Origin of the sequence: Bradyrhizobium diazoefficiens, from assembly GCF_016616885.1 — a bacterium.
In the GTDB taxonomy this organism is placed as follows: Bacteria; Pseudomonadota; Alphaproteobacteria; order Rhizobiales; family Xanthobacteraceae; genus Bradyrhizobium; species Bradyrhizobium diazoefficiens_F.
In genome coordinates this window covers 1167982-1193151 of the sequence record NZ_CP067102.1, presented here as the reverse complement: position 1 = coordinate 1193151, position 25170 = coordinate 1167982, and the positions used below count along the sequence as shown (strand labels likewise).

23 protein-coding genes and 1 pseudogene are annotated in these 25170 nt (G+C 64.3%); 10 read left to right on the top strand and 14 right to left on the bottom strand.

From position 1 onward, the window contains the following. Positions 1-68: 68 nt before the first annotated feature. From JJC00_RS05555 to JJC00_RS05535, 5 genes are all read right to left on the bottom strand, one after another. Positions 69-1469 (bottom strand): aspartate ammonia-lyase, encoded by a 1401-nt coding sequence (locus tag JJC00_RS05555; RefSeq protein ID WP_200471723.1) that lies wholly within the window; start codon positions 1467-1469, stop codon positions 69-71. 37 nt (positions 1470-1506) lie between these two features. Next, positions 1507-2037: a hypothetical protein gene (locus JJC00_RS05550; protein ID WP_200471722.1), complete on the bottom strand. Its 531-nt coding sequence runs from the start codon at positions 2035-2037 to the stop codon at positions 1507-1509. Between the two features lie 48 nt (positions 2038-2085). Beyond that, a complete protein-coding gene (locus JJC00_RS05545; protein WP_200471721.1) occupies positions 2086-2688 on the bottom strand; it encodes a YqaA family protein in 603 nt (200 codons plus the stop codon). 36 nt (positions 2689-2724) lie between these two features. Continuing rightward, positions 2725-3129, bottom strand: coding sequence for a phosphoribosyl-ATP diphosphatase (gene hisE, locus JJC00_RS05540; protein WP_200471720.1), 405 nt, complete (start codon positions 3127-3129; stop codon positions 2725-2727). Positions 3130-3236: 107 nt separating this feature from the next. After that, on the bottom strand, positions 3237-3614 hold the full coding sequence (locus JJC00_RS05535; RefSeq protein ID WP_246774091.1) for a hypothetical protein: 378 nt from the start codon (positions 3612-3614) through the stop codon (positions 3237-3239). A 227-nt stretch (positions 3615-3841) separates the two neighbouring features. On the opposite strand from JJC00_RS05535, the gene JJC00_RS05530 reads away from it, so the two are divergent. The 6 genes and pseudogenes from JJC00_RS05530 (at position 3842) to JJC00_RS05505 (ending at position 11529) form a co-directional block, all read left to right on the top strand. After that, complete coding sequence (locus JJC00_RS05530; RefSeq protein WP_200471719.1) at positions 3842-4882, top strand: ABC transporter substrate-binding protein; 1041 nt, start codon at positions 3842-3844, stop codon at positions 4880-4882. Between the two features lie 85 nt (positions 4883-4967). Continuing rightward, positions 4968-6776 (top strand): glucan ABC transporter ATP-binding protein/ permease, encoded by a 1809-nt coding sequence (locus JJC00_RS05525; protein WP_200471718.1) that lies wholly within the window; start codon positions 4968-4970, stop codon positions 6774-6776. Between the two features lie 186 nt (positions 6777-6962). Continuing rightward, on the top strand, positions 6963-8459 hold the full coding sequence (locus tag JJC00_RS05520; RefSeq protein ID WP_200471717.1) for a D-alanyl-D-alanine carboxypeptidase family protein: 1497 nt from the start codon (positions 6963-6965) through the stop codon (positions 8457-8459). Between the two features lie 195 nt (positions 8460-8654). Continuing rightward, positions 8655-10340 carry a long-chain fatty acid--CoA ligase gene (locus JJC00_RS05515; RefSeq protein ID WP_200471716.1) on the top strand — a complete coding sequence of 562 codons (1686 nt, stop codon included), beginning with the start codon at positions 8655-8657 and terminating at the stop codon, positions 10338-10340. A 17-nt stretch (positions 10341-10357) separates the two neighbouring features. Further along, a pseudogene (locus JJC00_RS05510) lies at positions 10358-10935 on the top strand (DUF924 family protein). A gap of 108 nt (positions 10936-11043) precedes the next feature. Beyond that, positions 11044-11529 carry a peroxiredoxin gene (locus tag JJC00_RS05505; RefSeq protein WP_007597501.1) on the top strand — a complete coding sequence of 162 codons (486 nt, stop codon included), beginning with the start codon at positions 11044-11046 and terminating at the stop codon, positions 11527-11529. Positions 11530-11722: 193 nt separating this feature from the next. Here the strand turns inward: JJC00_RS05505 and rnhA are convergent, their stop codons facing one another. Genes rnhA through ispH form a run of 3 tightly spaced genes read right to left on the bottom strand, consistent with a single transcriptional unit; the run spans position 11723 to position 14154 of the window. Next, positions 11723-12187 (bottom strand): ribonuclease HI, encoded by a 465-nt coding sequence (rnhA, locus tag JJC00_RS05500; protein WP_200471715.1) that lies wholly within the window; start codon positions 12185-12187, stop codon positions 11723-11725. Then, complete coding sequence (locus JJC00_RS05495) at positions 12184-13179, bottom strand: homoserine kinase (protein WP_200471714.1); 996 nt, start codon at positions 13177-13179, stop codon at positions 12184-12186. Before JJC00_RS05495 ends, rnhA begins: the two co-directional genes overlap by 4 nt. Before the next feature lie 6 nt (positions 13180-13185). After that, the gene (gene ispH, locus JJC00_RS05490; RefSeq protein WP_200471713.1) at positions 13186-14154 is read right to left on the bottom strand and encodes a 4-hydroxy-3-methylbut-2-enyl diphosphate reductase; all 969 of its coding nucleotides are present in this window, start codon (positions 14152-14154) and stop codon (positions 13186-13188) included. A 265-nt stretch (positions 14155-14419) separates the two neighbouring features. On the opposite strand from ispH, the gene JJC00_RS05485 reads away from it, so the two are divergent. Then, a complete protein-coding gene (locus JJC00_RS05485; RefSeq protein WP_200471712.1) occupies positions 14420-15115 on the top strand; it encodes a DUF1013 domain-containing protein in 696 nt (231 codons plus the stop codon). Between the two features lie 116 nt (positions 15116-15231). On the opposite strand, the gene JJC00_RS05480 is transcribed toward JJC00_RS05485, so the two are convergent. The 4 genes from JJC00_RS05480 to JJC00_RS05465 form a co-directional block, all read right to left on the bottom strand. Further along, positions 15232-15501, bottom strand: a complete 270-nt coding sequence (locus JJC00_RS05480; RefSeq protein ID WP_148749945.1) for a hypothetical protein — start codon at positions 15499-15501, stop codon at positions 15232-15234. 156 nt (positions 15502-15657) lie between these two features. Beyond that, positions 15658-17568 carry a propionyl-CoA synthetase gene (locus JJC00_RS05475; RefSeq protein ID WP_200471711.1) on the bottom strand — a complete coding sequence of 637 codons (1911 nt, stop codon included), beginning with the start codon at positions 17566-17568 and terminating at the stop codon, positions 15658-15660. 184 nt (positions 17569-17752) lie between these two features. Continuing rightward, the gene (locus JJC00_RS05470) at positions 17753-19129 is read right to left on the bottom strand and encodes a tetratricopeptide repeat protein (protein ID WP_200471710.1); all 1377 of its coding nucleotides are present in this window, start codon (positions 19127-19129) and stop codon (positions 17753-17755) included. A 108-nt stretch (positions 19130-19237) separates the two neighbouring features. Beyond that, positions 19238-20002: a tetratricopeptide repeat protein gene (locus JJC00_RS05465; protein WP_200471709.1), complete on the bottom strand. Its 765-nt coding sequence runs from the start codon at positions 20000-20002 to the stop codon at positions 19238-19240. Positions 20003-20072: 70 nt separating this feature from the next. Between JJC00_RS05465 and JJC00_RS05460 the strand changes: the two genes are divergently transcribed. Together JJC00_RS05460 and JJC00_RS05455 are read left to right on the top strand one after the other, a co-directional pair. Continuing rightward, positions 20073-21650 (top strand): cation:proton antiporter, encoded by a 1578-nt coding sequence (locus JJC00_RS05460; protein WP_200471708.1) that lies wholly within the window; start codon positions 20073-20075, stop codon positions 21648-21650. A 198-nt stretch (positions 21651-21848) separates the two neighbouring features. Beyond that, entirely contained in the window at positions 21849-22619 is a 771-nt protein-coding gene (locus tag JJC00_RS05455) for a hypothetical protein (protein WP_200471707.1), read from the top strand. Between the two features lie 62 nt (positions 22620-22681). On the opposite strand, the gene JJC00_RS05450 is transcribed toward JJC00_RS05455, so the two are convergent. Both JJC00_RS05450 and JJC00_RS05445 read right to left on the bottom strand, forming a co-directional pair. Then, on the bottom strand, positions 22682-22927 hold the full coding sequence (locus JJC00_RS05450) for a hypothetical protein (RefSeq protein WP_200471706.1): 246 nt from the start codon (positions 22925-22927) through the stop codon (positions 22682-22684). Further along, positions 22924-23406, bottom strand: a complete 483-nt coding sequence (locus JJC00_RS05445) for an L-2-amino-thiazoline-4-carboxylic acid hydrolase (RefSeq protein WP_200471705.1) — start codon at positions 23404-23406, stop codon at positions 22924-22926. The genes JJC00_RS05450 and JJC00_RS05445 overlap by 4 nt, the downstream gene beginning before the upstream one ends. A gap of 476 nt (positions 23407-23882) precedes the next feature. On the opposite strand from JJC00_RS05445, the gene JJC00_RS05440 reads away from it, so the two are divergent. Further along, positions 23883-25169, top strand: coding sequence for a heme-binding protein (locus tag JJC00_RS05440; protein WP_200471704.1), 1287 nt, complete (start codon positions 23883-23885; stop codon positions 25167-25169). The last annotated feature ends 1 nt before the right edge of the window (position 25170 follow it).

The window sequence follows — 25170 nt, the reverse complement described above, 5'->3', positions numbered from 1 at the left end:
GACGCCGTGGCGGACGCCGTTACCGCAATTCCAACGCGCGGAATTCGCTCCTCGCGCGGCAGGCAGCGTTAGCCAAGCAAATCCGGATTGATCAGCCGCTCGAACGAGAACATCTCGTCCCATTTTTCCTGCGTCAGCAGCTTGCGCTCGGTCACCACGATCTGGTGCAGCGACTTGCCGCTCTTGTAGCCCTCGCGCGCGATCTCAGCGCATTGCTTGTAGCCGAGCAGCGGCTTCAGCACCGTGACGATGCCGAGCGAGTTCAGCACCATGTTGCGAGTGTGCTCCTCGTTGGCGGTGATGCCGACGACGCAGTTCTCGCGCAGGCTGTTGACCGCGCGCTCCATGGTGCGAATCGAGAAGAACAGCGCGAACGAGATCACCGGCTCCATCACGTTGAGCTGGAGCTGGCCGGCGCTGGCTGCGAGCGTCACCGTGGTGTCGAGGCCGATGACGAGGAAGCTGGTCTGGTTGACCACCTCGGGGATGACAGGATTGACCTTGCCCGGCATGATCGAGGAGCCAGGCTGCAATTGCGGCAGGTTGATCTCGTTGAAGCCGGCGCGCGGGCCCGAAGCCAGCAGGCGAATGTCGTTGCAGATCTTTGTCAGCTTGCTCGCGGTGCGCTTGAGCACGCCGGACAATTGCACATAGGCGCCGGTGTCCGAGGTCGCCTCCACGAGATCGCCGGCGAGAATGAAGTCGACACCGGTCAGCGCGCTCAGATGCCGGACCGCGAGTTTGGGATAGCCGACCGCCGCGGTGACGGAGGTGCCGATCGCGGTGGCGCCGAGATTGATCTCGCGCAGCAGCGCGCGCGCCTCCGAGATGCGTTCGACCTCCTCGCCGATCGTGGTGCCCCATCCGCGGAATTCGGCGCCGAGCGACATCGGCACCGCGTCCTGCAGATGCGTGCGCCCCATCTTCAGCACGCGCTCGAATTCGCGCCCCTTGGTGAAGAACGCTTGCTGGAGTTGGCGCAGCGCCGTCATGTAGCTCTCGAGCCGCAGGACCAGCGCCAGCCGAAACGCGGTCGGATAGGTGTCGTTGGTCGACTGGCCGTAATTGACGTGGTCGTTCGGGCTGACGTGCTGGTAGTCGCCCTTTTTGAAACCGAGCGATTCCAGCGCGAGGTTGGCGATCACCTCGTTGGCATTCATGTTGGTCGAGGTACCGGCGCCGCCCTGGATGAAGTCGGTGACGAACTGGTCCATCATGTCGCCGGCGATGACGCGGTCGCAGCCGAGGATGATCGCATCGGCGACCTTGGCGTCGATCGCGCCGAGATCGCGGTTGGCCATGGCCGCAGCCTTCTTCACGTAACCCAGCGCCTTCACGAAGTAAGGCTCCTGGTTCATGGGAATGCCGGTGATGTGGAAGTTCTCCTTCCCGCGGATGGTCTGGACGCCGTAGTAGATGTCGTCGGCGATCTCACGCTGTCCGAGGAAGTCCTGCTCCGTGCGGCTCATGGGCGCTCCTTGCTGCTCGCGCGCGGTGTCACTTGCATCAGTTCTGGCACAGCGCGCTGGTGACGAACGTATCGGTGCGGCAATCGTCCGGCTTGCGCTGCCGCCCAGGAATCAAAACCTTGGCCGAGCATTTTTCGACGGCGTCCGCGTTTAGGCTCTTGCCTTCGCGATAGCCCTTGCTCTGGCAAAGCTGATCGGCCGCGGGCTTGCAGTCGGGCCCACCGTTTGGCGAGGCCGGACAGACCATGCGCCCCGACACCATGGTGGACGGCCGCGCCAGGCGCGACAAATCGTTCATGGTCTCGCTCGGGCTTTTGATCGGCGGCAGGATCGAGGGCAGCTTGTCGAACAGCTTGCCCATTTCGTTGATCAGCCCGGGATTGTCCTCGCGCGACGGCGGAGCGGGCGTCGAAGGCGGCGGCGCGGCCTGCGGCCCCTGCTCCTGCAAGCCAAGCGACGGCGGCGCCGATTGCGACCATCCGGTCTCGCCGGCACCGAGCAGGAGCAGCAGCACTGCTGACATCAGCGTCCCAAGCCGCAAGCCCGGATTGCCGGATCGAACCATCATGACGGCAACCGTAGCCGAAGCCGGCCCAGCGGCAAAGCCGCCACTGCCCTAGATCAACTTGATTGCAACGACAAAGCCCAGCACCAGCACCGCGACACCGAGCGCCACCCACAGGCCGAGATGTTTCTCGATCCGGACCCGGATCCAGTCGCCATAGCGGTTGAGCAGGATCGCCACGATGAAGAAGCGCCCGCCGCGCGCGACGACCGAGCACAGGATGAAAAGAATGAGATTGTAGCCGGCAAAGCCCGAGGTGATGGTGACGAGCTTGTAGGGGATCGGCGTCAGGCCCTTGAGCAGGATGATCACCGCGCCCCACTCCGCGTAGGAGGCGCGGAAAGCATCGACCTTGTCGCCGAGACCGTAGACCTGGATCAGCCAATGGCCGACCGAGTCGAACAGCAGCGCGCCGATGGCGTAGCCGAGCAGGCCGCCGATCACAGACGTCACGGTGCAGATCGCCGCGTAGAGCCAGGCGCGCTGCGGGCGCGCCAGTGACATCGGGATCAGCATCACGTCCGGGGGAACGGGAAAGAACGAGCTTTCGGCGAAAGCCACGGCACCCATGATCCAGAGCGCGTAAGGCTTGTGAGCGGCGTCGATGCACCAGTCGTAGATACGTTTCAGCATGGCGCCGCGATGAAGCACCATGGGACGGATTTGTCCATCGCCAGTTTTGTGACGGTTTTAGTGCCGCTTGCGCCCCGCGCGGCCCTCGAGCGCGACAATTGGCCGCCGGGCAGAGATGCTCGGTGACGCGACTTTGGGCAGCTTTATCGGCGACTTCGGCAGCTTTTCGGCAATGCCCAACATGTCCTCACGCCGCGACATTTCCCGCCAGACGTCTTCGGGGCGCACGCCGGCGGAAGCCCAGAGCACGGTGAGGTTGTAGAGCAGATCGGCACTTTCCCGCACCACGGCCTCACTGTCGCCGTTGACCGCATCGATCACGACCTCGATCGCCTCTTCGGCCAGCTTCTTCGCCATTTTGGAGGGCCCACGCTGAAACAGCCGGGCAGTGCGCGATGTTGCCGGATCAAGGTCCCTGGCCGCGAGCACAGCCAGATATAGCCGCTCAAGCGAATCACTCATGGTCCTGAAAAAATACTCTAAACCAATGTGAGAGGCGTTAACACCTGACCATAAAAGCAAAAATCAAGCCGGCGCGACAAGCGCGCCGGCCTTTCGTGGTCAACGACTTACCAACAATTCGCGCCGCCTCGGCTGCAAGTGGCAAAGGGGTCGCGACCGACGCTGCCATTGCCCGGGTACTCGCGACTATGGCTGTAGTAATAGCTCGGGCCACTGTAGTAGACCGGGCCCTCATCGTAATAGACCGGACCGCCGCCGTAATAGGCCGGGGCATCATAGGCGTAGGCGTCACGGGTCGCGGCAATCGCAAGGCCGGTGCCGATGGCGCCGGCAATGGCTGCGCCGGCAAAGGCCGCGCCGCCGCCACCATGCCAGTGGCGGCCGCCTGCGAACGATGCGGTGGGGGCGACGGTGGTCAGCGCCAGCACCGCGGCGGTGGCGAGAACAGCCTTGCGGCCGGCAAATTTAGAAAATCGGTCGAACATGACGTGGACCCTCCTTGGGACCTTCATTGGTGCCTCGAGACAGGCTCATGTGTTTCAAACACCCGCATCCCATGTTGGGTTCCCCAACCCCAACAGAAGATGAACGGGGTTGCGTGATCGTGACGCAACCACCGCTCATCTGCCGTTCATGTTGATGCGGAGACAGTGTTCGTATGCCGGCGCTGCGAGCGTCACGAAACCACAACAATGCGGAACCGGCGCGACCGATGGTTGGATTCAAGACGATCGTCTCTCACTGCCTGCTGGTCCTCTCGATCGTGCTTGCCGCACGCGACGTCGATGCGGGCGAGGCCGCCGCGCCGTCTGTGGCGATCCACTTCACCTTCGACCGCCCGGTCGATGCGAGCATGGCGCCCTTCTTCATGGCCGCGAAGGACGGCAAGTTCGGCGCCGAGCACCTCAACGTCTCCTTCAACAACACGGCTGGATCGCCGGAAGCACTTGCGCGCGTCGCCACCGGCAATAGCCAGCTCGCGCTCGTCGACATCAACGAGCTCATTCGTTTTCGCGACAAGGCCGATGCGCCGCCGGTCAAGGCCGTGTTCGTACTGTTCAACCGCGCGCCCTATGCGATCGTCGCGCGCAAGAGCCGTGGCATCCATCTGGTCTCCGATCTCGGCGGCAAGACCGTCGGCGTGGCCGACACCGATCTGTCGATCCGGCTGTGGCCAGCGCTGGCACGGCAGAACGGCATCGACGTCGCGCATGTCAAATTCTTCAAGATGAGTGCGGCGGTGCGCGAGCCGGTGCTCTCGGCAGGACAGGTCGACGCCGTCGCCGGCTTCTCCTATCTCTCGGCCGTGAATTTGCGCGACCGCGGCGTGCCGGCCGACGATCTCGCCGTGCTGCGTTATGCCGATTATGGTTGCGAGGCCTACGGTTTTGCGGTCGTCGCCAATCCCGCCTTCGCCATGGCGAAGCCGGACGCACTGAAGGGTTTTGTCCGCGCGCTGATTGCGGGCATCAACGCAACTGCGAAGGAGCCGGCACGCGCGGCCGACGAGGCCGCCGGCCGCATCGACGACGGCGATCGCGACCTCGAGCTCGCGCGCCTGCGCACGGTGCTCGCCGACAACATCCTGACCGACGAGGTCCGCCGCAACGGCCTCGGCGGCGTCGATCCGGCACGCCTGGATCGTTCGATCGACCAGATCGCGGAGGATTTCAGATTCCGCAAGCGTCCAGCGGCGGGCGACATCTTCGACGGCCGGTTCCTGCCACCGGTCGAAAGCCGGCTCATCAATTGAGCAAAACCGGCAGCTTCCGCTGTATCTCGCGGGCAATCCCTGCTTAGAATATCGGCTCCGTGACCTGCCCGAGTTGCTCGCCCGCATGCCCATCCTCCGCCTCTACACCCGCGTTCTCGAGCTCCTCGGCAAGGAGGCGCGGCTGGGCTGGCTGCTGGCATTCGCCAACCTTCTGCTCGCAGGCTCGCAGTTCGCCGAGCCGGTGCTGTTCGGCAGGATCGTCGACGTGCTGTCCGGCAAGGCGGTGGCTGGCTCGAATTCGGCCTGGCCGTTCCTCATGGCGTGGGTGGCGTTCGGGCTGTTCACCATCGCCTGCAGCGCAATCGTGGCGTTGCAGGCCGACCGGCTCTCCCACCGCCAGCGCCAGGCAGTGCTGACCAGCTATTTCGAGCACATCCTGCAACTGCCGCTGACCTTCCATTCCGGCACCCATTCGGGCCGGCTGATGAAGGTGATGCTCAACGGCACGGACGCGCTGTGGCGGCTCTGGCTCGGCTTCTTCCGCGAGCACTTTGCCGCGATCCTGTCGGTGGTAGTGCTGCTGCCGCTGTCGCTGTACCTGAACTGGCGGCTTGCGATCCTGCTGTTCGTGCTCTGCATCGTCTTCACCGCGCTGACGACCTTCGTCGTGCGCAGGACCTTCGGGATGCAGATGGCGGTCGAGGAGCAATACAGCGAGCTCTCCGCGCGCGCCTCCGACGCGCTCGGCAACGTCGCGCTCGTGCAGAGCTTCGTACGCGTCGAATCCGAGGTGCAGGGCTTGCGCTCCGTCGCCGACCAGCTGCTCGCGGCGCAGATGCCGGTGCTGTCATGGTGGGCGCTCGTCACCGTGATCACGCGCGCTTCGACCACCATCACCGTGCTCGCGATCTTCACGCTCGGCATCGCGCTGCATGACCAGGGCCTGACCTCAGTCGGCGAGATCGTGATGTTCGTGAGCTTCGCAACGCTGCTGATCCAGAAGCTCGAGCAGGTCGTGAGCTTCATCAACAACGTGTTCATGGAAGCGCCGCGCCTGCGTGAGTTCTTCAACGTGCTCGACGCGGTGCCTGCAGTGCACGACCGGCCGGATGCGATCGATGCCGGCCGGCTCTCCGGCCTCGTCGAGTTCAACGAGGTCACCTTCTCCTACGATGGCAAACGGCCGGCGATCGAGGATCTCTCCTTCACCGCGCTGCCCGGCCAGACCATCGCGCTGGTCGGCCCAACCGGCGCCGGCAAGTCGACCGCGATTGCGCTGCTGCATCGCGCCTTCGATCCGCAATCCGGCTTCATCAAGATCGACGGCATGGACGCGCGCGGCGTCACGCTGACATCGCTGCGGCGAAACATCGGCGTCGTGTTCCAGGAAGCGCTCTTGTTCAACCGCTCGATCGCGGAGAATTTGCGCGTCGGCAAGCCTGACGCGACCGAGGCCGAGATGCGCAAGGCCGCCGAGCGCGCACAGGCGCTCGACTTCATCGAGCGCAGCGGCGGCTTCGAGACCAATGCCGGCGAGCGCGGCCGCATGCTCTCCGGCGGCGAACGGCAGCGGCTGTCGATCGCACGTGCGCTCTTGAAGGACCCGCCGATCCTGATCCTGGACGAAGCGACCAGCGCGCTCGATGCCCTCACCGAGGCCAAGGTGAACGCTGCTCTCGATGAAGTGATGAAGGGCCGCACCACCTTCGTGATCGCCCACCGCCTCTCCACCATCCGCAATGCGACACGGATCCTGGTGTTCGAGAACGGACGGGTGATCGAAAGCGGAACTTTCGATGAACTCGTAGCCAAAGGCGGCCATTTTGCCGAGCTCGCCAGGGCCCAGTTCATGGTGCAGGAGCGGGCACAGGCGAATGTGCGGGCCAGTGCGAGTGGCGCCGAGGCCGCGGCCTCTGCCGCCAAATCCCCTTAACAAGTCCCCGTGGCACCGTCGAAATTCAGCCTATTTCATTGCGGAATACGCAGCGGAAACCCCTATTCTCGACGCACGAGCCGGTATAGGTTTGCGCTGCCGCGAGCGGCGCTGGATTTCAAAACCGAACATCAGATCACGAGAACCGTCCGGAACCGGCGGATCTCCAAGGACCGGAATCGGATAGTGCACGCCTTTCGCCCGCTGCTTCGCAAATCCCTGTTCAACCTGTTCGCCGCGACGCTGGCCGTCGGCGCGTTGCTCGCACCGCGCGTCGCAAGTGCTGAAGCGCTGCTTCTGATCGAAGCCGACAGCGGCAAGGTGCTGCAGGCCGAGAACGCGACCATTCCCTGGTATCCGGCCTCCGTCACCAAGATCATGACCGCCTATGTGACGCTGAAGGCGGTGAAGGACGGCAAGATCACGCTCGACTCGATGCTGACGGTATCGCCGACGGCCGCCTCGCAATCGCCCTCGAAGATGGGCCTGCGTCCGGGAACGCAGCTCACCGTCGACAACGCGCTGAAGATGATGATGGTCAAGTCGGCGAACGACATGGCCGTGGTGCTGGCCGAAGGCATCGGCGGCTCGGTCGACGGCTTCTCCGTGATGATGAACGACACCGCGAAGAAGCTCGGCATGACGCAGACGAACTACGTCAATCCGAACGGTCTGCCTGCGGACGGACACGTCACCTCGGCGCGCGACCTCGGCATTCTCGCGCGCTCGTTCCTGCGCGACCTGCCGGAATACGAATACTTCGTGCACATTCCGGCGATCCGCTTCGGCAAGCGCGTCACCGGTAATTTCAACAAGCTGATTGGCCGCTATCCCGGCGCCGACGGTTTCAAGACCGGTTTCATCTGCGCCTCCGGCTACAACCTCGTGGCCTCCGCCACGCGCAACGGCCGCCGCCTGATCGCGGTGGTGCTTGGCGCCAATTCCGGCACCGCGCGCGCGGTGAAGGCGGCACAGCTGCTCGAGCGCGGCTTCAGCCAGGATAATCTGTCGTGGCTCCGGCCTTCGCTCGGCACCGTCGAGAACCTCGTGCCGGTCGACGCCTCGCCGCCGAACTTGCGCGAGGAGATGTGCGGCGGTCACCGCAAGCGGCCGGCCAGCGACGACGACGATGCGCTGATCGCGACCAATGGCGGCGGCACGAGCGGTTCTGCCACCGGCGGCGAGGCCCAGGTGACGTTCTTTACCGCAGGCCTCCAGCCGCCGCTGATGAAGGCGTCCGAGCTGATGGCCTCGGCGCCCGCGGCTGCAGAGCCCGTCGTGGTCTACACCGGCCCGACCCGCACCGGCGCTGCCCTGGTCGCGGCGGTCGCAGCCGACTCCGACCAGCAGAACCCGCCGAAGGCGCGTGGCAAGAAGTCGCGTATCGCCAAGAAGCCCGACGCCGGCAGTGATGCCAAGACCGACGCAAAGACTGACGCCAAGACTGATGCCAAGACGGCCGCGGTGAAACCGTCGGCCACCAAGCCAGACGCGACGGCCAAGAGTAACACCAAGAGTGACACCAAGAGCGCGGCCAAGTCGGCGGCGAGCAAGCACGCCGCGGCCAAGCCTGAGGCAGCGGCCAAGCCTGCGGAGAAGCCAGCGGCGAGTGGCGATCAGGCGGCCAAGCCGGCCAAGCCCAAGGCTGCCACCAAGCCGAAACCCGCGCCCAACAACAGCTAGATTAACGCTCCAGGCCCGCCAGGCTACGCCCGCACTTCGCACCTGCGGCAGCGATTTGCGACGATTCCAGTAGCCACTTTTCGGCCTTTGCCCTAAGCCTCGACCGCTTGCCAGCCGTTCCGGCAGGCTCGATACTGCCGGCAACGAGGCAAGCCCGAGACACAACGGGCTCTGGTGCAAGAGAGGGGAGTTTCCATGGAGCGCATCTGGCTCAAGCAATATCCGCCCGGCGTGCCCGCTGATATCGAGCCGACGCAATACGCATCGCTGGTCGACCTCCTCGAGGAGAGTTTTGCGAAGTTCGCCGATCGCAAGGCGTTCATCTGCATGGACAAGGCGATCAGCTATCGCGACCTCGACCAGATGTCGCTGGCGCTCGCTGCTTACCTGCAGGGACGCGGCCTGCAGCGCGGCGCGCGCGTCGCGATCATGATGCCGAACGTGCTGCAATATCCCGTTGCCACCGCCGCCGTGCTGCGCGCCGGCTTCGCCGTGGTCAACGTCAACCCGCTCTACACCCCACGCGAGCTCGAGCATCAGCTCAAGGATTCCGGCGCCGAAGCCGTGATCGTGCTGGAGAACTTTGCCCATACCGTCGAGCAGGTGATCGCCAAGACGCCGGTCAAGCACATCATCGTCGCCAGCATGGGCGATCTGCTCGGCTTCAAGGGCGTAATCGTCAATCTCGTCGTCCGGCGCGTCAAGAAGATGGTGCCGGCCTGGTCGCTGCCAGGCGCGGTCTCGTTCAACGACGCGCTTGCGGCCGGCCGTGGCCAGACCTTCAACAAGCCAAAGCTGTCGCCCGGCGACGTCGCCTTCCTGCAATATACCGGCGGCACCACTGGCGTCTCCAAGGGCGCTACGCTGCTTCACCGCAACATCGTCGCCAACGTGCTGCAGAACGACTCTTGGCTGCAGCCGGCGCTGGCCTCGCCGCCCCATGTCGATCAGCTCATGATCGTCTGCGCGCTGCCGCTCTATCACATCTTCGCACTGACGGCCTGCTACCTGCTCGCGGTGCGCGCCGGCGGCTGCAATCTCTTGATCCCCAACCCGCGTGACATCGCGGGCTTCGTCAAGGAGCTGGCAAAATACCAGGTCAACAGCTTCCCGGCGGTGAACACGCTCTACAACGGCCTGATGCACCACCCCGATTTCAAGAAGCTCGATTTCTCCAAGCTGAAGATCTCGAACGGCGGCGGCATGGCGGTGCAGCGACCGGTGGCCGAGCAGTGGAAGGCGATCACCGGGTGCTCGATCGCGGAGGGCTATGGCCTGTCGGAAACGGCGCCGACGCTGACTTGCAACACTGCGACCAATTCCGAGTTCAACGGCACGATCGGCATCCCCGTGCCCTCGACCTGGATCTCGATCCGCGACGACGACGGCAACGAGGTCCCGCTCGGCCAGCCCGGCGAGATCTGCGCCAAGGGTCCGCAGGTGATGTCGGGCTACTGGAACAGGCCGGAGGAGACCGCGAAGGTCATGACCGCGGACGGCTATTTCCGCACCGGCGACATCGGCGTGATGGACGAGAAGGGCTACACCAAGATCGTGGATCGCAAGAAGGACATGATCCTGGTCTCCGGCTTCAACGTCTATCCGAACGAGATCGAGGAGGTGATCGCGAGCCATCCGGGCGTGCTCGAATGCGCGGTGATCGGCGTTCCCGACAGCGGGTCCGGCGAAGCGGTGAAGGCTTTCATCGTGAAGAAGGACCCGAACCTCACGGCGGAGGACGTCATCAAGTTCTGCCGCGAGCAGCTCACCGGCTACAAGGTGCCCAAGCAGATCGAATTCCGTGCCGATCTGCCCAAGACCAATGTCGGCAAGATCCTGCGCCGCGAGCTGCGCGACGAGAAGAAGGCTGAGGCAGCGTAAGGCCGCCTCTCTGGTTCATGGCTGACATCGGCAACATGACGCCGGCCGGCATTCTCGCCTTCTGGCGCGAAGCGGGTCGCGAGCGCTGGTACAAGCACAGCGATGCTTTCGACGCGGAGGTCCGCCGCCGCTTTCTTCCGCTCTGGCAGAATGCCGCCGCAGACGAACTGGCCTCGTGGGAAGGCAGCGACGACGGCGCGCTCGCGCTCGTTATCGTGCTCGACCAGTTTCCCCGCAACATGTTCCGCGGCACGCCGGAAGCCTTCGCCAGCGACGCGCTGGCGCGCGAGGTCGCCCGCCGCGCCATCGAAAGAGGCACGGACCGCAGGATCGATCCCCTCCTGCTCGAATTCCTCTACATGCCCTTCATGCATTCCGAGCATCTGTCCGATCAGTTGCATTGCGTGGCGCTGTTTGAAAATACCGCCAATGCCGAAAACCTGAAATACGCCCGGGAGCATGCTGATATCATTCCTCTTCTGGATACTGCGCCAGCAGCCGCGACGAGCGCTTCCCCCACCGCAACCACCTGCTCGGCCGCGACACCACCGCGGAGGAGCGGGCTTTCCTCGACGGCGGCGGTTTTGCCGGCTGATGACATAACGGTGAAGAGGCGCCGGCCCCTCAGCTTCCCTCGCCCGCAATATTGTGCAGGCCCGCGCCACGGTCTAAAAAGCCCTACCGATTTTCAGGGAGACTGACGATGGCGATCCAGACTGGCGACAAGCTGCCCGAGGCGAAATTCCGCGTGATGACGGCGGAAGGCCCGCAGGTGAAGACCACCGACGATATCTTCAAGGGCAAGAAGGTGGCGCTGTTCGCGGTGCCCGGCGCCTACACCGGCACCTGCCACAAGATGCATCTGCCGAGCATCTTCCTCAACGCCTATGCCATGAAGGACAAGGGCGTCGACACCATCGCGATCGTCTCCGTCAACGACGCTTTCGTCATGAACGCCTGGAAGCGCGATACCGACCAGCGCGACGAGGCGATCTTCCTGGCCGACGGCAATGCCGACTTCGCCAAGGCGATCGGCATGGAGCTGGACGCCTCCGGCAACGGCCTCGGCATCCGCTCCAAGCGCTATTCGATGCTGGTCGAAGACGGCGTGGTCAAGAAGCTGAACTTGGAGGCGATGCCCGGCAAGGTCGAGGTATCAGGCGGCGATACGCTGCTGGGGCAGCTGTAAGGCTGCAGCTGTCAGGCCATCACGGCTTTCAGCGACAAATGACACTGTCATGCCCCGCCTTGTGCGCAATTGCGCACTGGAGCGGGGCATCCAGTATTCCAGAGGCGTCGAGATTCATCACAACTGCCGCGGCGTACTGGATCGCCCGCCTTCGCGGACGATGACAGTTGAGAGTGGAGCGCCGACCGCGCGCCTACTCCCCCACCCGCTGCTGCAACCGCGCCTTCACAATCCCATCCCGCGCAAGCTGATCCGCCCGCTCATTCTCAGGATGCCCGGCGTGGCCTTTCACCCAGTGCCAGCGCACCTCATGCGCCTTCAGCGCGGCATCGAGGCGCTGCCATAGCTCGACGTTTTTGACCGGCTTCTTGTCGGCGGTGCGCCAGCCGTTGCGCTTCCAGCCGTGGATCCAACCGGTGATGCCCTGCCGGACATATTGGCTGTCGGTGTAGAGATCGACCGTGCACGGCTTCTTCAGCGCTTCGAGCGCCGAGATCGCCGCCATCAATTCCATCTGGTTGTTGGTGGTGTGCGGCTGGCCGCCGTTCAGCTCTTTTTCCTTGTCGCCGAACTTCAGGATCGCGCCCCAGCCGCCTGGCCCGGGATTTCCCGAGCAGGCGCCGTCGGTATAGATCGTGACGTTGGGAAGCGTGCTCACGCGACCAGTCCTGACGGCGTCAGCCCGTAGTCGCGCGCGCTGGAGACGCTCTGGTGGAAGCGCAGCTTGCGAAAATATTCGAGGGGATCCTTCGGCTTGACCAGCGCGCCCGGCGGCACGTTGAGCCAGTCGACCAGCCGCGTCAGCAGGAAGCGGATCGCAGCACCGCGCGCCAGCAGCGGCAGCGCAGCCTCTTCCGCTGTGGTGAGCTTTCGCACACGGCCATAGGCATTGAGGAAAGCGCGCGCCTTGGTGACGTTGAAGGAGTGATCCGGCTCGAAGCACCAGGCGTTCAGACAGATCGCGATGTCATAGGCCAGCATGTCGTTGCAGGCGAAGGTGAAGTCGATGATCCCCGAGAGCTTGTCGCCGAGGAAGAAGACGTTGTCGTTGAAGAGGTCGGCATGGATCACGCCCTCAGGCAGATTGGTCGGCCAGACCCCGCCCGAGAGATAATCGAGCTCGGCCGCGAGGAACGCACGTAGGTCGGGCTGCACCTCGTCGGCGCGATCCGCCGCGGCATTGAACAGCGGCCGCCAGCCCGCGACTGACAGCGCGTTGCCACGCTTGATCGCAAAGTTCTCGCCCGCCAGATGCATCCGGGCGAGGCCCTCGCCGACGCCGGCGCAATGCGTCGCGTTCGGCTTGCGTGGCCAGACGCCTTCGAGAAAGGTGATGATCGCAGCCGGCCGTCCCTGCAGCTCGTGCAGCGCCTCGCCGTCTTTCGCCTTCACCGGCAGCGGGCAGCTGACGCCGTGCTCGGCGAGATGCGTCATCAGCGCGAGGAAGAACGGCAGGTCGTTCTTCGCCACGCGCTTCTCATAGAGCGTGAGGATGAACGAGGCCTGCCGGTTTCCTTGGCTGGTGTGCAGCAGGAAATTGGTGTTCTCGACGCCTTCGGCGATGCCCTTGTAGGAGAGCAACTCGCCGAGATCGTATTGCTTCAGGAAATCCGCAAGCTCGTCGGCGGCAACGTCGGTGTAGACCGCCATGCAGATTTACTCGGCGGCGGCTTCGGGGCGCACCTGACGCGGCAGCGGGAAGAACTCGTTTTCTTCCGCGGCCGAGACCGTCTCCACATGCAGCGTGTAGCGCTCGGCGAACGCATCCATGATCTCCTCGACGATCACTTCCGGCGCGGACGCGCCCGCGGTGATGCCAAGGCTCTTGATGTTGCCGAACCTGGTCCAGTCGATGTCGGCGGCGCGCTGCGCCAGCACCGCGATCCCACAGCCCTCGCGCTCGGCGACCTCGCGCAGGCGCTGCGAGTTCGACGAGTTCGGCGCCCCGACAACGATGAGCGCGTCGACCACCGGCGCCACCTTCTTCACCGCGAGCTGGCGGTTGGTGGTGGCGTAGCAGATGTCTTCCTTGTGCGGCCCGTTGATGTTCGGGAAGCGCTCCTTGAGCAGCGCCACGATCTCCGCGGTGTCGTCGATCGACAGCGTGGTCTGGGTCACGAAGGCGAGGTTGTTCGGATCCTTCGGCGTGATGGTCTTGGCGTCCTCGGCGGTCTCGATCAGGGTGACCGCGCCGACCGGCAGCTGGCCGAGCGTGCCGACCACTTCAGGATGATGCGAATGGCCGATCAGGAATATCTCGCGGCCGCGCTTGAAGTGGATCGCGGCCTCGCGGTGCACCTTGGTCACCAGCGGACAGGTCGCATCGAGCGAGAACAAATTGCGGGACGTCGCGTCGGCAGGAACCGACTTCGGCACGCCATGGGCCGAGAACACCACCGGCGCGGTCGTGCTTTCCGGAATCTCCGCGAGTTCCTCGACGAAGATGGCGCCCTTCTTTTTCAACCCGTCGACGACGTACTTGTTGTGCACAATCTCATGGCGAACATAGACGGGGGCCCCGTATTTATCGAGCGCCCGTTCCACGGTGTCGATCGCCCGGACCACCCCGGCGCAGAAGCCGCGGGGAGAACAAAGCACGATCTTGAGGTCTGGTTTGGCTGACATTGAGCGATCTCGGGACCGAATCACCCATTCGCCTTCTGGCGGGGGACGGTCGATGGATGGAAAAGGGCCTAAAACGGTCTGCTTGGACTTTATCGCGACTTGAGAGGGAATTGGGCCCCCTTTCGGGCGCTGTCAAGGCACTATCTATAGCAGAACCATTGCGTGGCTGCCCCCTCCCGGCTTATATAGCGCGAATTCCCTGTCATCGCTGATGACCACCGGTTTCGCCTCCTGAGGGGTGGGCGAAGCACAAAGGAGATTTGCCATGAGCAACGCACCTCTGATGCCCAAGGCGACTGCCGTCTGGCTGCTAGACAACACCGCGCTGACCTTCGACCAGGTCGCCGATTTCACCAAGATGCACCCCCTCGAGGTGCGCGCGATTGCCGACGGTGACGCCGCGCAGGGCATCAAGGGCATGGACCCGATTTCCAATGGCCAGCTGACCCGCGAGGAGATCGAGAAGGGCGAGAAGAACCAGGACTACCGGCTCCGTCTCCAGGAGAGCAAGGTCGTGCTGCCGCCCCAGCCCAAGCGCAAAGGCCCGCGCTACACCCCGGTGTCGCGCCGCCACGAGCGCCCCAGCGCCATCCTCTGGCTGCTACGCAGCCATCCGGAGCTCAAGGACGCCCAGATCATGCGCCTAGTCGGCACCACCAAGAGCACGATCGCCAGCGTCCGCGACCGCACGCACTGGAACACGTCCCAGCTGACCCCGATCGACCCGGTGACCCTCGGCCTCTGCTCGCAGATCGAGCTCGATTTCGAAGTAGCGCGCGCGGCCAAGGAAAAGCCGATCGACGCAGCCTATGGCGGCGCCACCCTGCTGCCGGCGTCCGAGACCACCAAGAAGGACGAGTACGAACCGTCGGAAAAGTCGAGCGACGATCTCAACGTCGACGCCGTGTTCGCCAAGCTCAAGACACTGGGCGGCAAGAAGCACGAGCAAGAGGAGGAGTAGTCCTCGCTCCCTTCAGCTATCGAACGCAAACAAAACGCGGCAAGGAAACTTGCCGCGTTTTTTGTGCGTGATCTCTCCGGCGTCGTCTTGGTGAAAGCGAGAACGTCGTTGACGCCTCACGGCCGATCGGGATGGTTCAGCATGTATTCGCCGAGATCGCGCTGGCGACGATCGGCGCGTGAGGTGGCGGCGCTGCGCTGCACGTCGCGGTCCTTTCGGCAGGCCACATATTCCGGCGAGCCCACGGCGTAACCGCGGCTCTGGCACACCGCATCATCGTCGTCACCGCCCATCGCCGTCGGCGTCTGGTAACGCGCCGAGCAGGCGGAGAGAGCGATGGCGAGCAGGACGGCTGCAAGCAGGCGCGGCGCGGTGGCGAGTGGCATACGAGGTCCCCTGATGGCCGGCCCTGTTTAGCGCGGAATGCGGAGAATGTAAGTCGTTTGGCACCGTCATTCCGGGGCGATGCGAAGCATCGAACCCGTAATCTCGAGATTCCGGGTTCGGCTCTTCGAGCCGTCCCGGAAATGACGGTGCAAATTTCACACCCGCCCCTTCAGCGCCTCCCCGATCTCGTCCAGCACCTTGGGATCCTCGATCGTGGCGGGCATGGTCCAGGGCTCGCCGTCGGCGATCTTCTTGATGGTACCGCGCAAAATCTTGCCCGAGCGCGTCTTGGGCAGGCGGCCGACGGTGATGGCGAGCTTGAACGCGGCGACGGGGCCGAGCCGGTCGCGCACCAGTGCGACGATCTCCTTTTCGATCTCGGCGGGCGCGCGCTTCACGCCGGCTTTCAGCACCAGAAAGCCGCAAGGCACCTCGCCCTTGATCGCATCCTTGACGCCGAGCACAGCGCATTCGGCCACGTCTGGATGCGAGGCCAAAATCTCTTCCATGCCGCCGGTGGAAAGCCTGTGGCCGGCGACATTGATGATGTCGTCGGTCCGGCCCATGACGAAGACATAGCCATCCTCGTCCTTGTAACCGGCGTCGGACGTTTTGTAGTAGCCGGGGAATTCGGTGAGATAGGCTTCCTTGAAGCGGTCGTCCTGATTCCACAGCGTCGGCAGGCAGCCCGGCGGCATCGGCAGCCTGATGACGATCGAGCCCATCGTGTTGGGACCGACAGGCTTTGCCGCTTCGTCGACGACATCGACCTGGTAGCCCGGCATCGGCACCGTCGGCGAGCCGCTCTTCACCGGCAGCTGGCCAAGGCCCATCGGATTGCCGGCGATGCACCAGCCGGTCTCGGTCTGCCACCAATGATCGACTACCGGCACCTTCAGCTGCTGCTCCGCCCATTCCACCGTCGGCGGATCGGCCCGCTCGCCGGCGAGGAACAGCGTGCGGAATTTCGACAGGTCATATTGCCGGATGAACTTGCCTTCCGGATCCTCTTTCCGGATCGCGCGGAAGGCAGTCGGCGCGGTGAAGAAGGCGACCGCCTTGTGCTGGCTGATCACGCGCCAGAACGCGCCGGCGTCGGGCGTTCCGATCGGCTTGCCCTCATACATGATCGAGGTCGCGCCATGCAGTAGCGGGCCGTAGATGATGTAGCTGTGGCCGACCACCCAGCCGATGTCGGAGCCGCACCACCAGACCTCGCCCGGCTTGACGCCATAGAGATTGAACATCGACCATTTCACTGCGACCAGATGCCCGCCATTGTCGCGCACGACGCCCTTGGGAATGCCTGTCGTGCCTGACGTATAGAGAATGTAGAGCGGATCGGTCGCGGCGACGGGCACGCAAGGCGCTTTCTTGCCGTCGTTCATCGCCTTGCGGCGCAGGCTCGTCCAGTCATAGTCGCGCTTTGGCGTGAGGTCGCAGATAAGCTGCGGACGCTGCAGCACGATGCAGGCCTTCGGCTTCGCGGAGGCGAGCTTGATCGCCTCGTCGAGCAGCGGCTTGTACTGCACGATGCGGCCGGGCTCGATGCCGCAGCTTGCGGACAGAATGAGTTTTGGCTGCGCATCGTCGATGCGGGTCGCAAGCTCTTTTGCGGCAAAGCCGCCGAACACCACGGAATGCACCGCACCGATGCGCGCGCAGGCGAGCATCGCAACCACGGCCTCCGGCACCATCGGCATATAGAGGATGACGCGGTCACCCTTGGCGACGCCAAAATCCTGCATGACGGCGGCGAGCGCCTGCACCTCGGCCAGCAACTCGGTGTAGGTGAACTTCGTGACCGAATTGGTCAGCGGCGAATCATGGATCAGCGCGACCTGGTCGGCGCGGCCGCGTTCGACATGACGGTCGAGCGCGTTGTAGCAGGTGTTGACGACGCCGCCGGTGAACCAGCGGCCGTAGACGCCTTGCGAGGCATCGAATATCTTTTTCGGCGGTTCGATCCAGTCGATCTCTTTCGCCGCCTCGGCCCAAAAGCCCTCGGGGTCGGCCAGCGAGCGCGCATGGACCTCGTGATAAAGACTCTTTCCCTGGGCATTCATGCAAGCGCTCCCGTTCCCTTTATTGGCCTCGCCTTGACCTGACGGCAGGGTAGAAGTCCCGCCATGACAGGGATCAAGTGCCGGCCTTGTTTGAGCGGTATTTTCCCGGGAACGGGCCGCGGTTCAAGCTGAAAAGGGTGGTGCGTGGCCTTCCTCACCTCGTTCTTACGGCGGAGAGGCGAACCTACCCCTCCATCGCATTCAACCGCTGCAACCGGTCCTGCATGACCTTCTTCAGATCGTAGCCGGGGCGGCGGAAGCTGGCGTCGCGGGTGGCGAGGAAATCGTGCTGGGATTTGCGCAAATCAGCGGCCGAGCGCCGACTCATCGATTTCAGCGCGCGCTCGTAGGCCTCGGCGAGCTGGCGGTCGAGCATGCCAAGCTGCGGATCGGCGCAGATCACTTTCTCCACTTCGCGCTTCGCTGACGTGCAATCGAATGACGGGCCGTTGCCGGAATTCGCAGCCAACGGCTGCGGTGGCGCGGCGCCAAACTTCGCGATCTCCGCCATCATGGTGCGGCGGCCGTCCGCGGCGTTCGTGTTGCCAGGGTCGAGCCGCAGCGCCGTCTCGTAGTCGGCCAGCGCCTTCTTGCGGTCGCCCATCTTGGTATAGAGCACGGCGCGGTTGTTGTAGGTCTTCGCGAAATTCGGATCGAGTTTCAGCGTGTCATTGTAGTCGCTGAGCGCTGCGCCGAACTCGCCCTTGAATTGATAGGAATCGCCGCGGTTGGTGAAGAAATTCGGCCGCGGCGCCAGCCGCAGCGCCTGGTCGTAATCGGCGATCGCCTTGTCGTAGTCTTTCATCGCGGCATAGGAGAGCCCGCGATTGTCGTAATATTCCGGCACTTTCGGATCGAGCCTGATCGCCTCGCTGTCGTCGGCGATCGACTTGTCGAGCTGGCCGAGCTTCTTGTAGGCCGCGCCGCGATTGGTGTAGCTGCGCGCCCGGTTCGGATCGAGCAGCAAGGCCTCGCTGAGATCGCTCACCGCCTTGTCGTTGTCGCCGTTGAGATAATAGGTCGCCCCCCGGTCGGACCAGGCCTGCGCATAATCCGGCTTCAGCTTGATCGCCTTGTCGTAATCGGCAAGCGCCCGGTCGAGCCGGCGCTGGTTGGTATAGGCCACGCCGCGCAGCTCGTAGGCCTCCGCATCCTGCGGATCGAGCTCGATCGCCTTGCTGAGATCGGCCGTGGCGCGGTTGAGATCACCGCCCGCCTCGCGCAACAGGTCGCCGCGCAGGCGCCAGGCGCGCGCATTCTTGCCGTCGAGCGCGATGGCGCGGTCGATATCCCGCAGCGCCTGCGTGAGACCGCCAGAGGTCCGCGCATTGGCATCGGTCCGAACCAGCAGCGCGGCGACGCGATCGGGACTTGGATTCGAGGCCTGGTCGATGACGGCGCTGCATGCCGTGATGATTTCGGCCGGCGCCGCCTTGCTGCCCATCACGCAATCGGCGGCGGCTGAGCTTGGCGCCACCAGAACGAGGCTCATCGCCGCGCCAAGCAGGAAGGCGCGCAGCGAGGTTTTGGATATTTGCGCGGAAGAACGCGTGCCGCACATGGCGTAAAGCTCCGTGACATCAGGTTTTCACCATTGTCGCGGCGGACGAGGGATCGGTTCAAATCGGGCCTGTTCCGGCCATGACGACGTCTCAGGTGGCGGAGGTCCTCAGTACCCGTCCACGCCGTTCAGCTTTTGCAGCCGATCCTGCATCGCCTCCTTCAAATCATACCCCGGCCGGCCAAATCCGGCATTGCGACGCGCGATGAAATCATCCTGCTCGCGCTGGAGTGTCCTGGCCTCGCCCTCGTTGCGCGCCTCGCGCAGCACGCGCGCATTGGCGGCATAGACTTCGCGGTCGAGGTCGGCGAGTTCGCGGTTTGCGCAGATCGCCTTCTCGACCGGGCGGCGCGCGCCGGTGCAATTGAAGCTGGGCTTGCCGGCGACCGCCATCTGCGCGCCGATCCGCTCGAGCTCACGCGCGATCGCCTTGTGATTGGCCTTGGCTTTTTCGTGGTTCGGATCGATCCGGAGCGCCGTGCCGAAATCCTGCACCGCCTTGGGCTTGTCGCCCTTCTTCAGCCAGAGCTCACCGCGCGCATTGAAGACATCAGCAAGCGTGGGATCGAGCAACAGCGCGCGGCTGTCGTCGGCGACGGCCCGGTCGATCTGGTCATGCCGCGCCAGCAACGCGCCGCGCGCGATCAGCGCCTTGATCAAATCTGGTTTTGCCGTCTTCTCGTTGTCGACGACGGCGGCGCAAGCCGGGCCCGCTTTTTCCATGTCATCGGCCGCGGTTGCGGACAGGCATGCCGCGACGTCGACCTGCACGACGGCGGCCGGCTCGCCCCCGGTCGCGGCCCGAGGGGCGCCGAGCGAAAGCGCAGAGAGCCCCACGGCTCCGGACAAATGAAGAAGTTTTTGAAAATGCATGCTCGCTGCTATCGGAAAGTCTTGCCTTGAGGCCGTACTGTCCATCATACGGCCGGATTGGTGCTAGCTTGTGGCGCCGCTCAAATCGGGTTCGGGGATCGTCGTGTCGACATTCGAATGGATCATCGCGCTTCTGCTCGGCGCCGTTGCATTATCGGCGCTGGCGCGGCGGATCAAGGTCCCCTACCCGACCTTTCTCGCCATCGGCGGCGCGCTGATCGCTTTCGTGCCTGAGAGCCCGACCTGGGCGCTGGAGCCGGATCTGGCGCTGGCGCTTTTTGTCGCACCGGTGCTGCTGGATGCCGCCTTCGACACCTCGCTGCGCGATCTCCGCAACAACTGGGTTCCGGTCTCGACTCTGGTCGTGGCCGCGGTCGGCCTGACCACGGTCGGCGTGGCCTTTGTCGCGCATCGGCTGATGCCTGATATGCCCTGGGCCGCCGCGGTCGCACTCGGCGCCATCGTGGCGCCGCCGGACGCGGCAGCCGCGGTCGCGATCCTGAGCCAGGTCAAGCTGCCTTATCGCATGGTGAAGGTGCTGGAAGGCGAAAGCCTGCTCAATGACGCCAGTGCGCTGCTGATCTATCGCATCGCCGTCGGCGCGGTCGTCATGGAGCACCTGAAATGGAGCGAGGTCGCGCCGACGATCGCACTGGGACTTGTCGGCAGCGTGCTGGCCGGCCTTCTTGCGGGGCGCATTATCCCGCCCATCATGGAGCGCGTCAGGGAGGTGCCGAGCGCGATCATCCTGCAATTCGCCACCACCTTCATGGTCTGGATCGCCGCCGAGCATCTCGGCCTCTCCGGCATCCTCACCATCGTCGTCTATGCCATCACGATCGCGCAGACGGCGCCGGCGCGCATCCCGGCGCGGCTGCGCGTGCCGTCCTATGCGGTGTGGGAAACGACGGTGTTTGTGCTCAACGTACTCGCCTTCATGCTGATCGGCATGCAGATGCGCCCAATCTGGACGAAGCTGGACGAGGACGTGCGCTGGGAATATTGCGTCGCCGCAGCCTGGATCCTGCTCACGGTCATCCTGGTCCGGCTGCTCTGGATCACCTTCTACCGCACGACGCTACGCGTGCTGATCGCGCATGGCATCTATCACCCCAAGGATCCGAAGCAGGTCGCTTCGCCCAAGGGCGGCCTCATCGTCTCCTGGTGCGGCATGCGCGGCCTGGTCACGCTCGCGACCGCGTTCGCGCTGCCGGAGAATTTCCCTTATCGCGACTTCATCGTCTTCATCGCCTTCGCGGTGGTGCTGGGATCGCTGATCATCCAGGGCCTGACATTGCGGCCGCTGATCCTCGCTTTCGGCCTCAGGGATGACGACCCTGTTGGCATCGAGGTCGCGCGCGCACGCGCCATCGCCTATCGCGCCGCGCTCGATGCGATCGAGGACGATCCGTCGGAGGAGGCCGAAATCCTGCGGCTCGAATATCGCGCCATCCTGATGCAGGCCGACGATGATCCGCACGGCGGCATCGCCAACGGCGAATTGCCCGCCGATCCCCTGCGCCGCCGCGCCATCGAAGCCGCGCGCAAATCGATCTTCAGCCTGCGCGCCACCGAGGTAATCGGCGACGACGCATTTCACCGGATCGAAGAGGAGCTCGATCGCGCAGAATTGAGCGCTGGGGGATGATGTCGTCCCGGCCTAGGTGCGCAATTGCGCACCGGGGGCCGGGACCCATAACGACGGCGCACGGTTTTGGCACGAAAAGGGCAACTCCGAATCTTCGCCAAACACGATCCTGTGGTTATGGGTCCCGGATCTGCGCTTCGCTTGTCCGGGACGACAGTGGTGCTTGAACCAAACGCACCCTGCCCAGACTCATTTCCGATGACAACCTTGATCGACGACCGTCGTGTACGCGCGCGTGATGCGTCGCCTGCACGATATTTTTATCTCCACATGGCGCTGGCTTGTGCGGCCACCGCGTTTCTCGGCTTCGCGCCGACCTATTTCGTCCCGCTCGCCCACCGGACATTTTCCGCAAGCCCGGTGATTCATTTTCACGGACTGTTGTTCTTCACCTGGTCTCTCTATTTCGTGATGCAGACCTGGCTCGCGGCGTCCGGCCGCGTGGTCAATCACCGTTCGTTCGGCATCGTCGGCGTCTCGCTTGCGACCGCGATGACGATCTTCGGCTTCCTCGCCTCCGTGCATGTGATGAAGCATTCGGCGGCGCTCGGGCAGCTCGAGGCCGGCATCGGCTTCTCGATCGTGCCGATGAGCGGCATCGCGTTCTTTGCGGTGGTGTTTGTGCTTGCGATCATGAACACGCGCAAGCCGGAAGTTCACAAGCGACTGATGCTGCTTGCCGCAGTCTCGATCCTCGATGCCCCGATCGCGCGCTGGTTCATCACCTTCCTCGCACCTCCGGGACCGCCCGGCCCGCCGCCGGTGCCGGTGACGATCGCGCCGGCCGTGGTCGCCTCGCTCCTGCTCGTCGTCGCCATGGTGCGCGACTGGCGCGCGGAGGGTCGCGTGCATCCAGTCTACATTTACGGCACGCTCGCGCTGCTGACGCTGAAGGTGTTGAACTGGCCAATCAGCGAAAGCGCGGCGTGGCACGCATTCGCCGGCGGGATATTGGCGCTGGCGCAGTAGTCCACTGAACCGCTGCAACGAAAACTCAAATGCAAATCCGTCACCCGGAAGGGTGACGGTATCTACCACACCTCCGCGCCGGGGATTTTCTTACGCACCGCCATGCGCTGGATCCAGATGCAGCGACGGACGGATCGATTGGAGCGCCCCACCGCGGATATGCCCTCGCCGGCCTGAAGCAACGGGGCCACGGTCTCGCGCAACGCGCGGCAGCGCTGCAGCTCGGCCTGCCAGTCGATGATCGCCGCGCCGGCGCTTGATGCCATCAGCGCTAGAGCCGCCACGGCAAGACAAATCGTCCGCATCATTCCCCTCCCTTTGACCCGTCCGCGACGCGCCGATAGCGGAAGTCGCAATGATCGGCGCCTTGCATGATGGTCTGCGTGCGCGTGAGCCTGATGTCGGGGCCGAACCCTTCGGCGGTCGCAAAATCGGCGGTGCAGACCATGAGGAAGCCGAGCTCAGGCTCACCCAGCGCCTTGTAGAATTCGGCATAGGCGCATCGCTTCACGTCGAAAGCGAAAGCATCCTGCGTCTGCTCGATCACATCATAGGCAAGCGCGTCGTCGCGCGCGTAGGTCTTGAAGGCGGAGGCGACGGCCTGGCCGAGATTGGGTTCGTTCTTCGCTGTCCAAAACTCCTCGCCGTAGCGGCGATAGAGATCACCAAGCGTGTTGCGCACCAGCGCGTTCGCACGCGCCTCGCCGAGCTCGGCCTGCAGCGCCTTGACCAGCGGCACCAGGACCTGCGCCTGGATTTTTGCCTGTTCGATGACCGATATGCTCATGGACAGCCTGCTCGTCTTAGAGACGTCGATGTGCGCTTGATCGGGCTCGCGCTGCAAGCCGCTCGCGCCGATCGTTCTCCTTGCTGCAACTCTTTCACCTGTGAAATGGAACACACTTGAAACACCCCTCAGGTTGTATCATTCTCAAGATGTAACCAAGCCGAACGGGGCGTACGACCCCGCATCTATTTTCTCGATCATTTCATTCTCGAACGCCCCTTGGAAGCGTCGTTTCGCGCTGGGCGGCACGGACGATCCCAGCGACACACGACGGGCCAGGAAGGCCTCTGAAGAGATCGCGATCGGTTTCGAAAAATTCGAACGTCTCGCCGAACCCGGCGATGCGACGGCCGCCTCGTGCGTGCGCTCGCGCGCGGCACGGCCTGACGAGGACGAGACAGTCATCAGCTCGGAACGCCGGCCCGGAGAGCGCTGCCGTCGACAGTTGCGCCTACAGCCATCGAAAGGACCGCCCCATGGACGAACCCAAGCCGCTCACCAGCGCCTTCAACAGAACCGCAAACTTCTCCATCCACCAGGTCGATAGCGTGTTCAGGGCCGCCGCACACGCCGCTGCCGTCCCCGCTGCCGTGGCGGTCACCCTGCCGCCGACGCTTGGGCCGCTGTCGGCCTTCACCGGCACATTCACGGGACAGGGATTCAACACGATCTTCCGGCCCGACAGCGCGACGACGCCGACCCAGATGCCGGGGCCGATCAACACCACCGACCCGCCCGACAACGTGCTGGAGCTGAACCTCACCGACGAGACCATGTCGTTCTCCAACAGTCTCGGCTCGATCCCCAATCGCGGCTCGGGACCGCAGGCGGATGCCTTCCTGAACGGCGTGCCCTATCTCCAGACCATCAACGACGTGACCACGGGGACGCCGGTCGGCATTCACTTCGAGCCCGGCATCTGGCTCGCGGTGCCGCCCAGCACCAATCCCCACGAACCGTTCACCGTCGCGCGGATGGCGTCGATCCCGCACGGCACGACGATCACCGCGCAAGGCAGCGCGCTGCCGGCCATCGCCGGCAAGCCGACCATCGCACCGGTCGACATCACGCCGTTCTTCGGCGGCAATCCGGCCAACAAGTTCACGTTCCAGAATCAGACCGCGGCCAACAAGACGACACGCAGGCTGCCGCAGGACCTCACCGCGCTGATCGCCTCCGGCAAGCTCACCCAGGCCATGATCACCGATCCGAACACGGTGCTGCGCCATCAGATCGCGCATCAGACCATCAGCCAGACCATCATCATCGAGACCTCGACAAAACCCGGCTCGCCGCTGTCAGGCGGACCGTTGCCGGCCGTCCCTTCGCCTGGACCGCATCCGCAGACGCCGAACTTCGCCGGCGGCACCGCGAACATCGCGTTCCTGCAGGGCGTGCCGGTGCCGCCGCCGGGCGGCAATGGCGCCAACGCCAACGCATTTCAGATGGATGCCGTGTTCTGGATCGAGACTGTCATCTACGACATCGACGTGCCGCGCACCGCGTCGGGCGAGCCACCGATCATCCTCCAGCCGCTGCAGAACGGCACGGTGCCGCTGGTGCCGAGCTTCGTCGCCACGCTTCCGTTCGTGCCGAACAAGAGCTTTGCCGGCGGCCGCGTCCGGGTGGCGACGACGCAGATCCAGTATTCGCAGAAGGTGATGCTGGATTTCAACGGCCTGACCTGGCCGCACGTCTCGGTCGCGTCGCTCGTGCCGGCCGCGCCGGTGCCGATCCCGGAGCATTTGCTGCCGCTGACGTGAG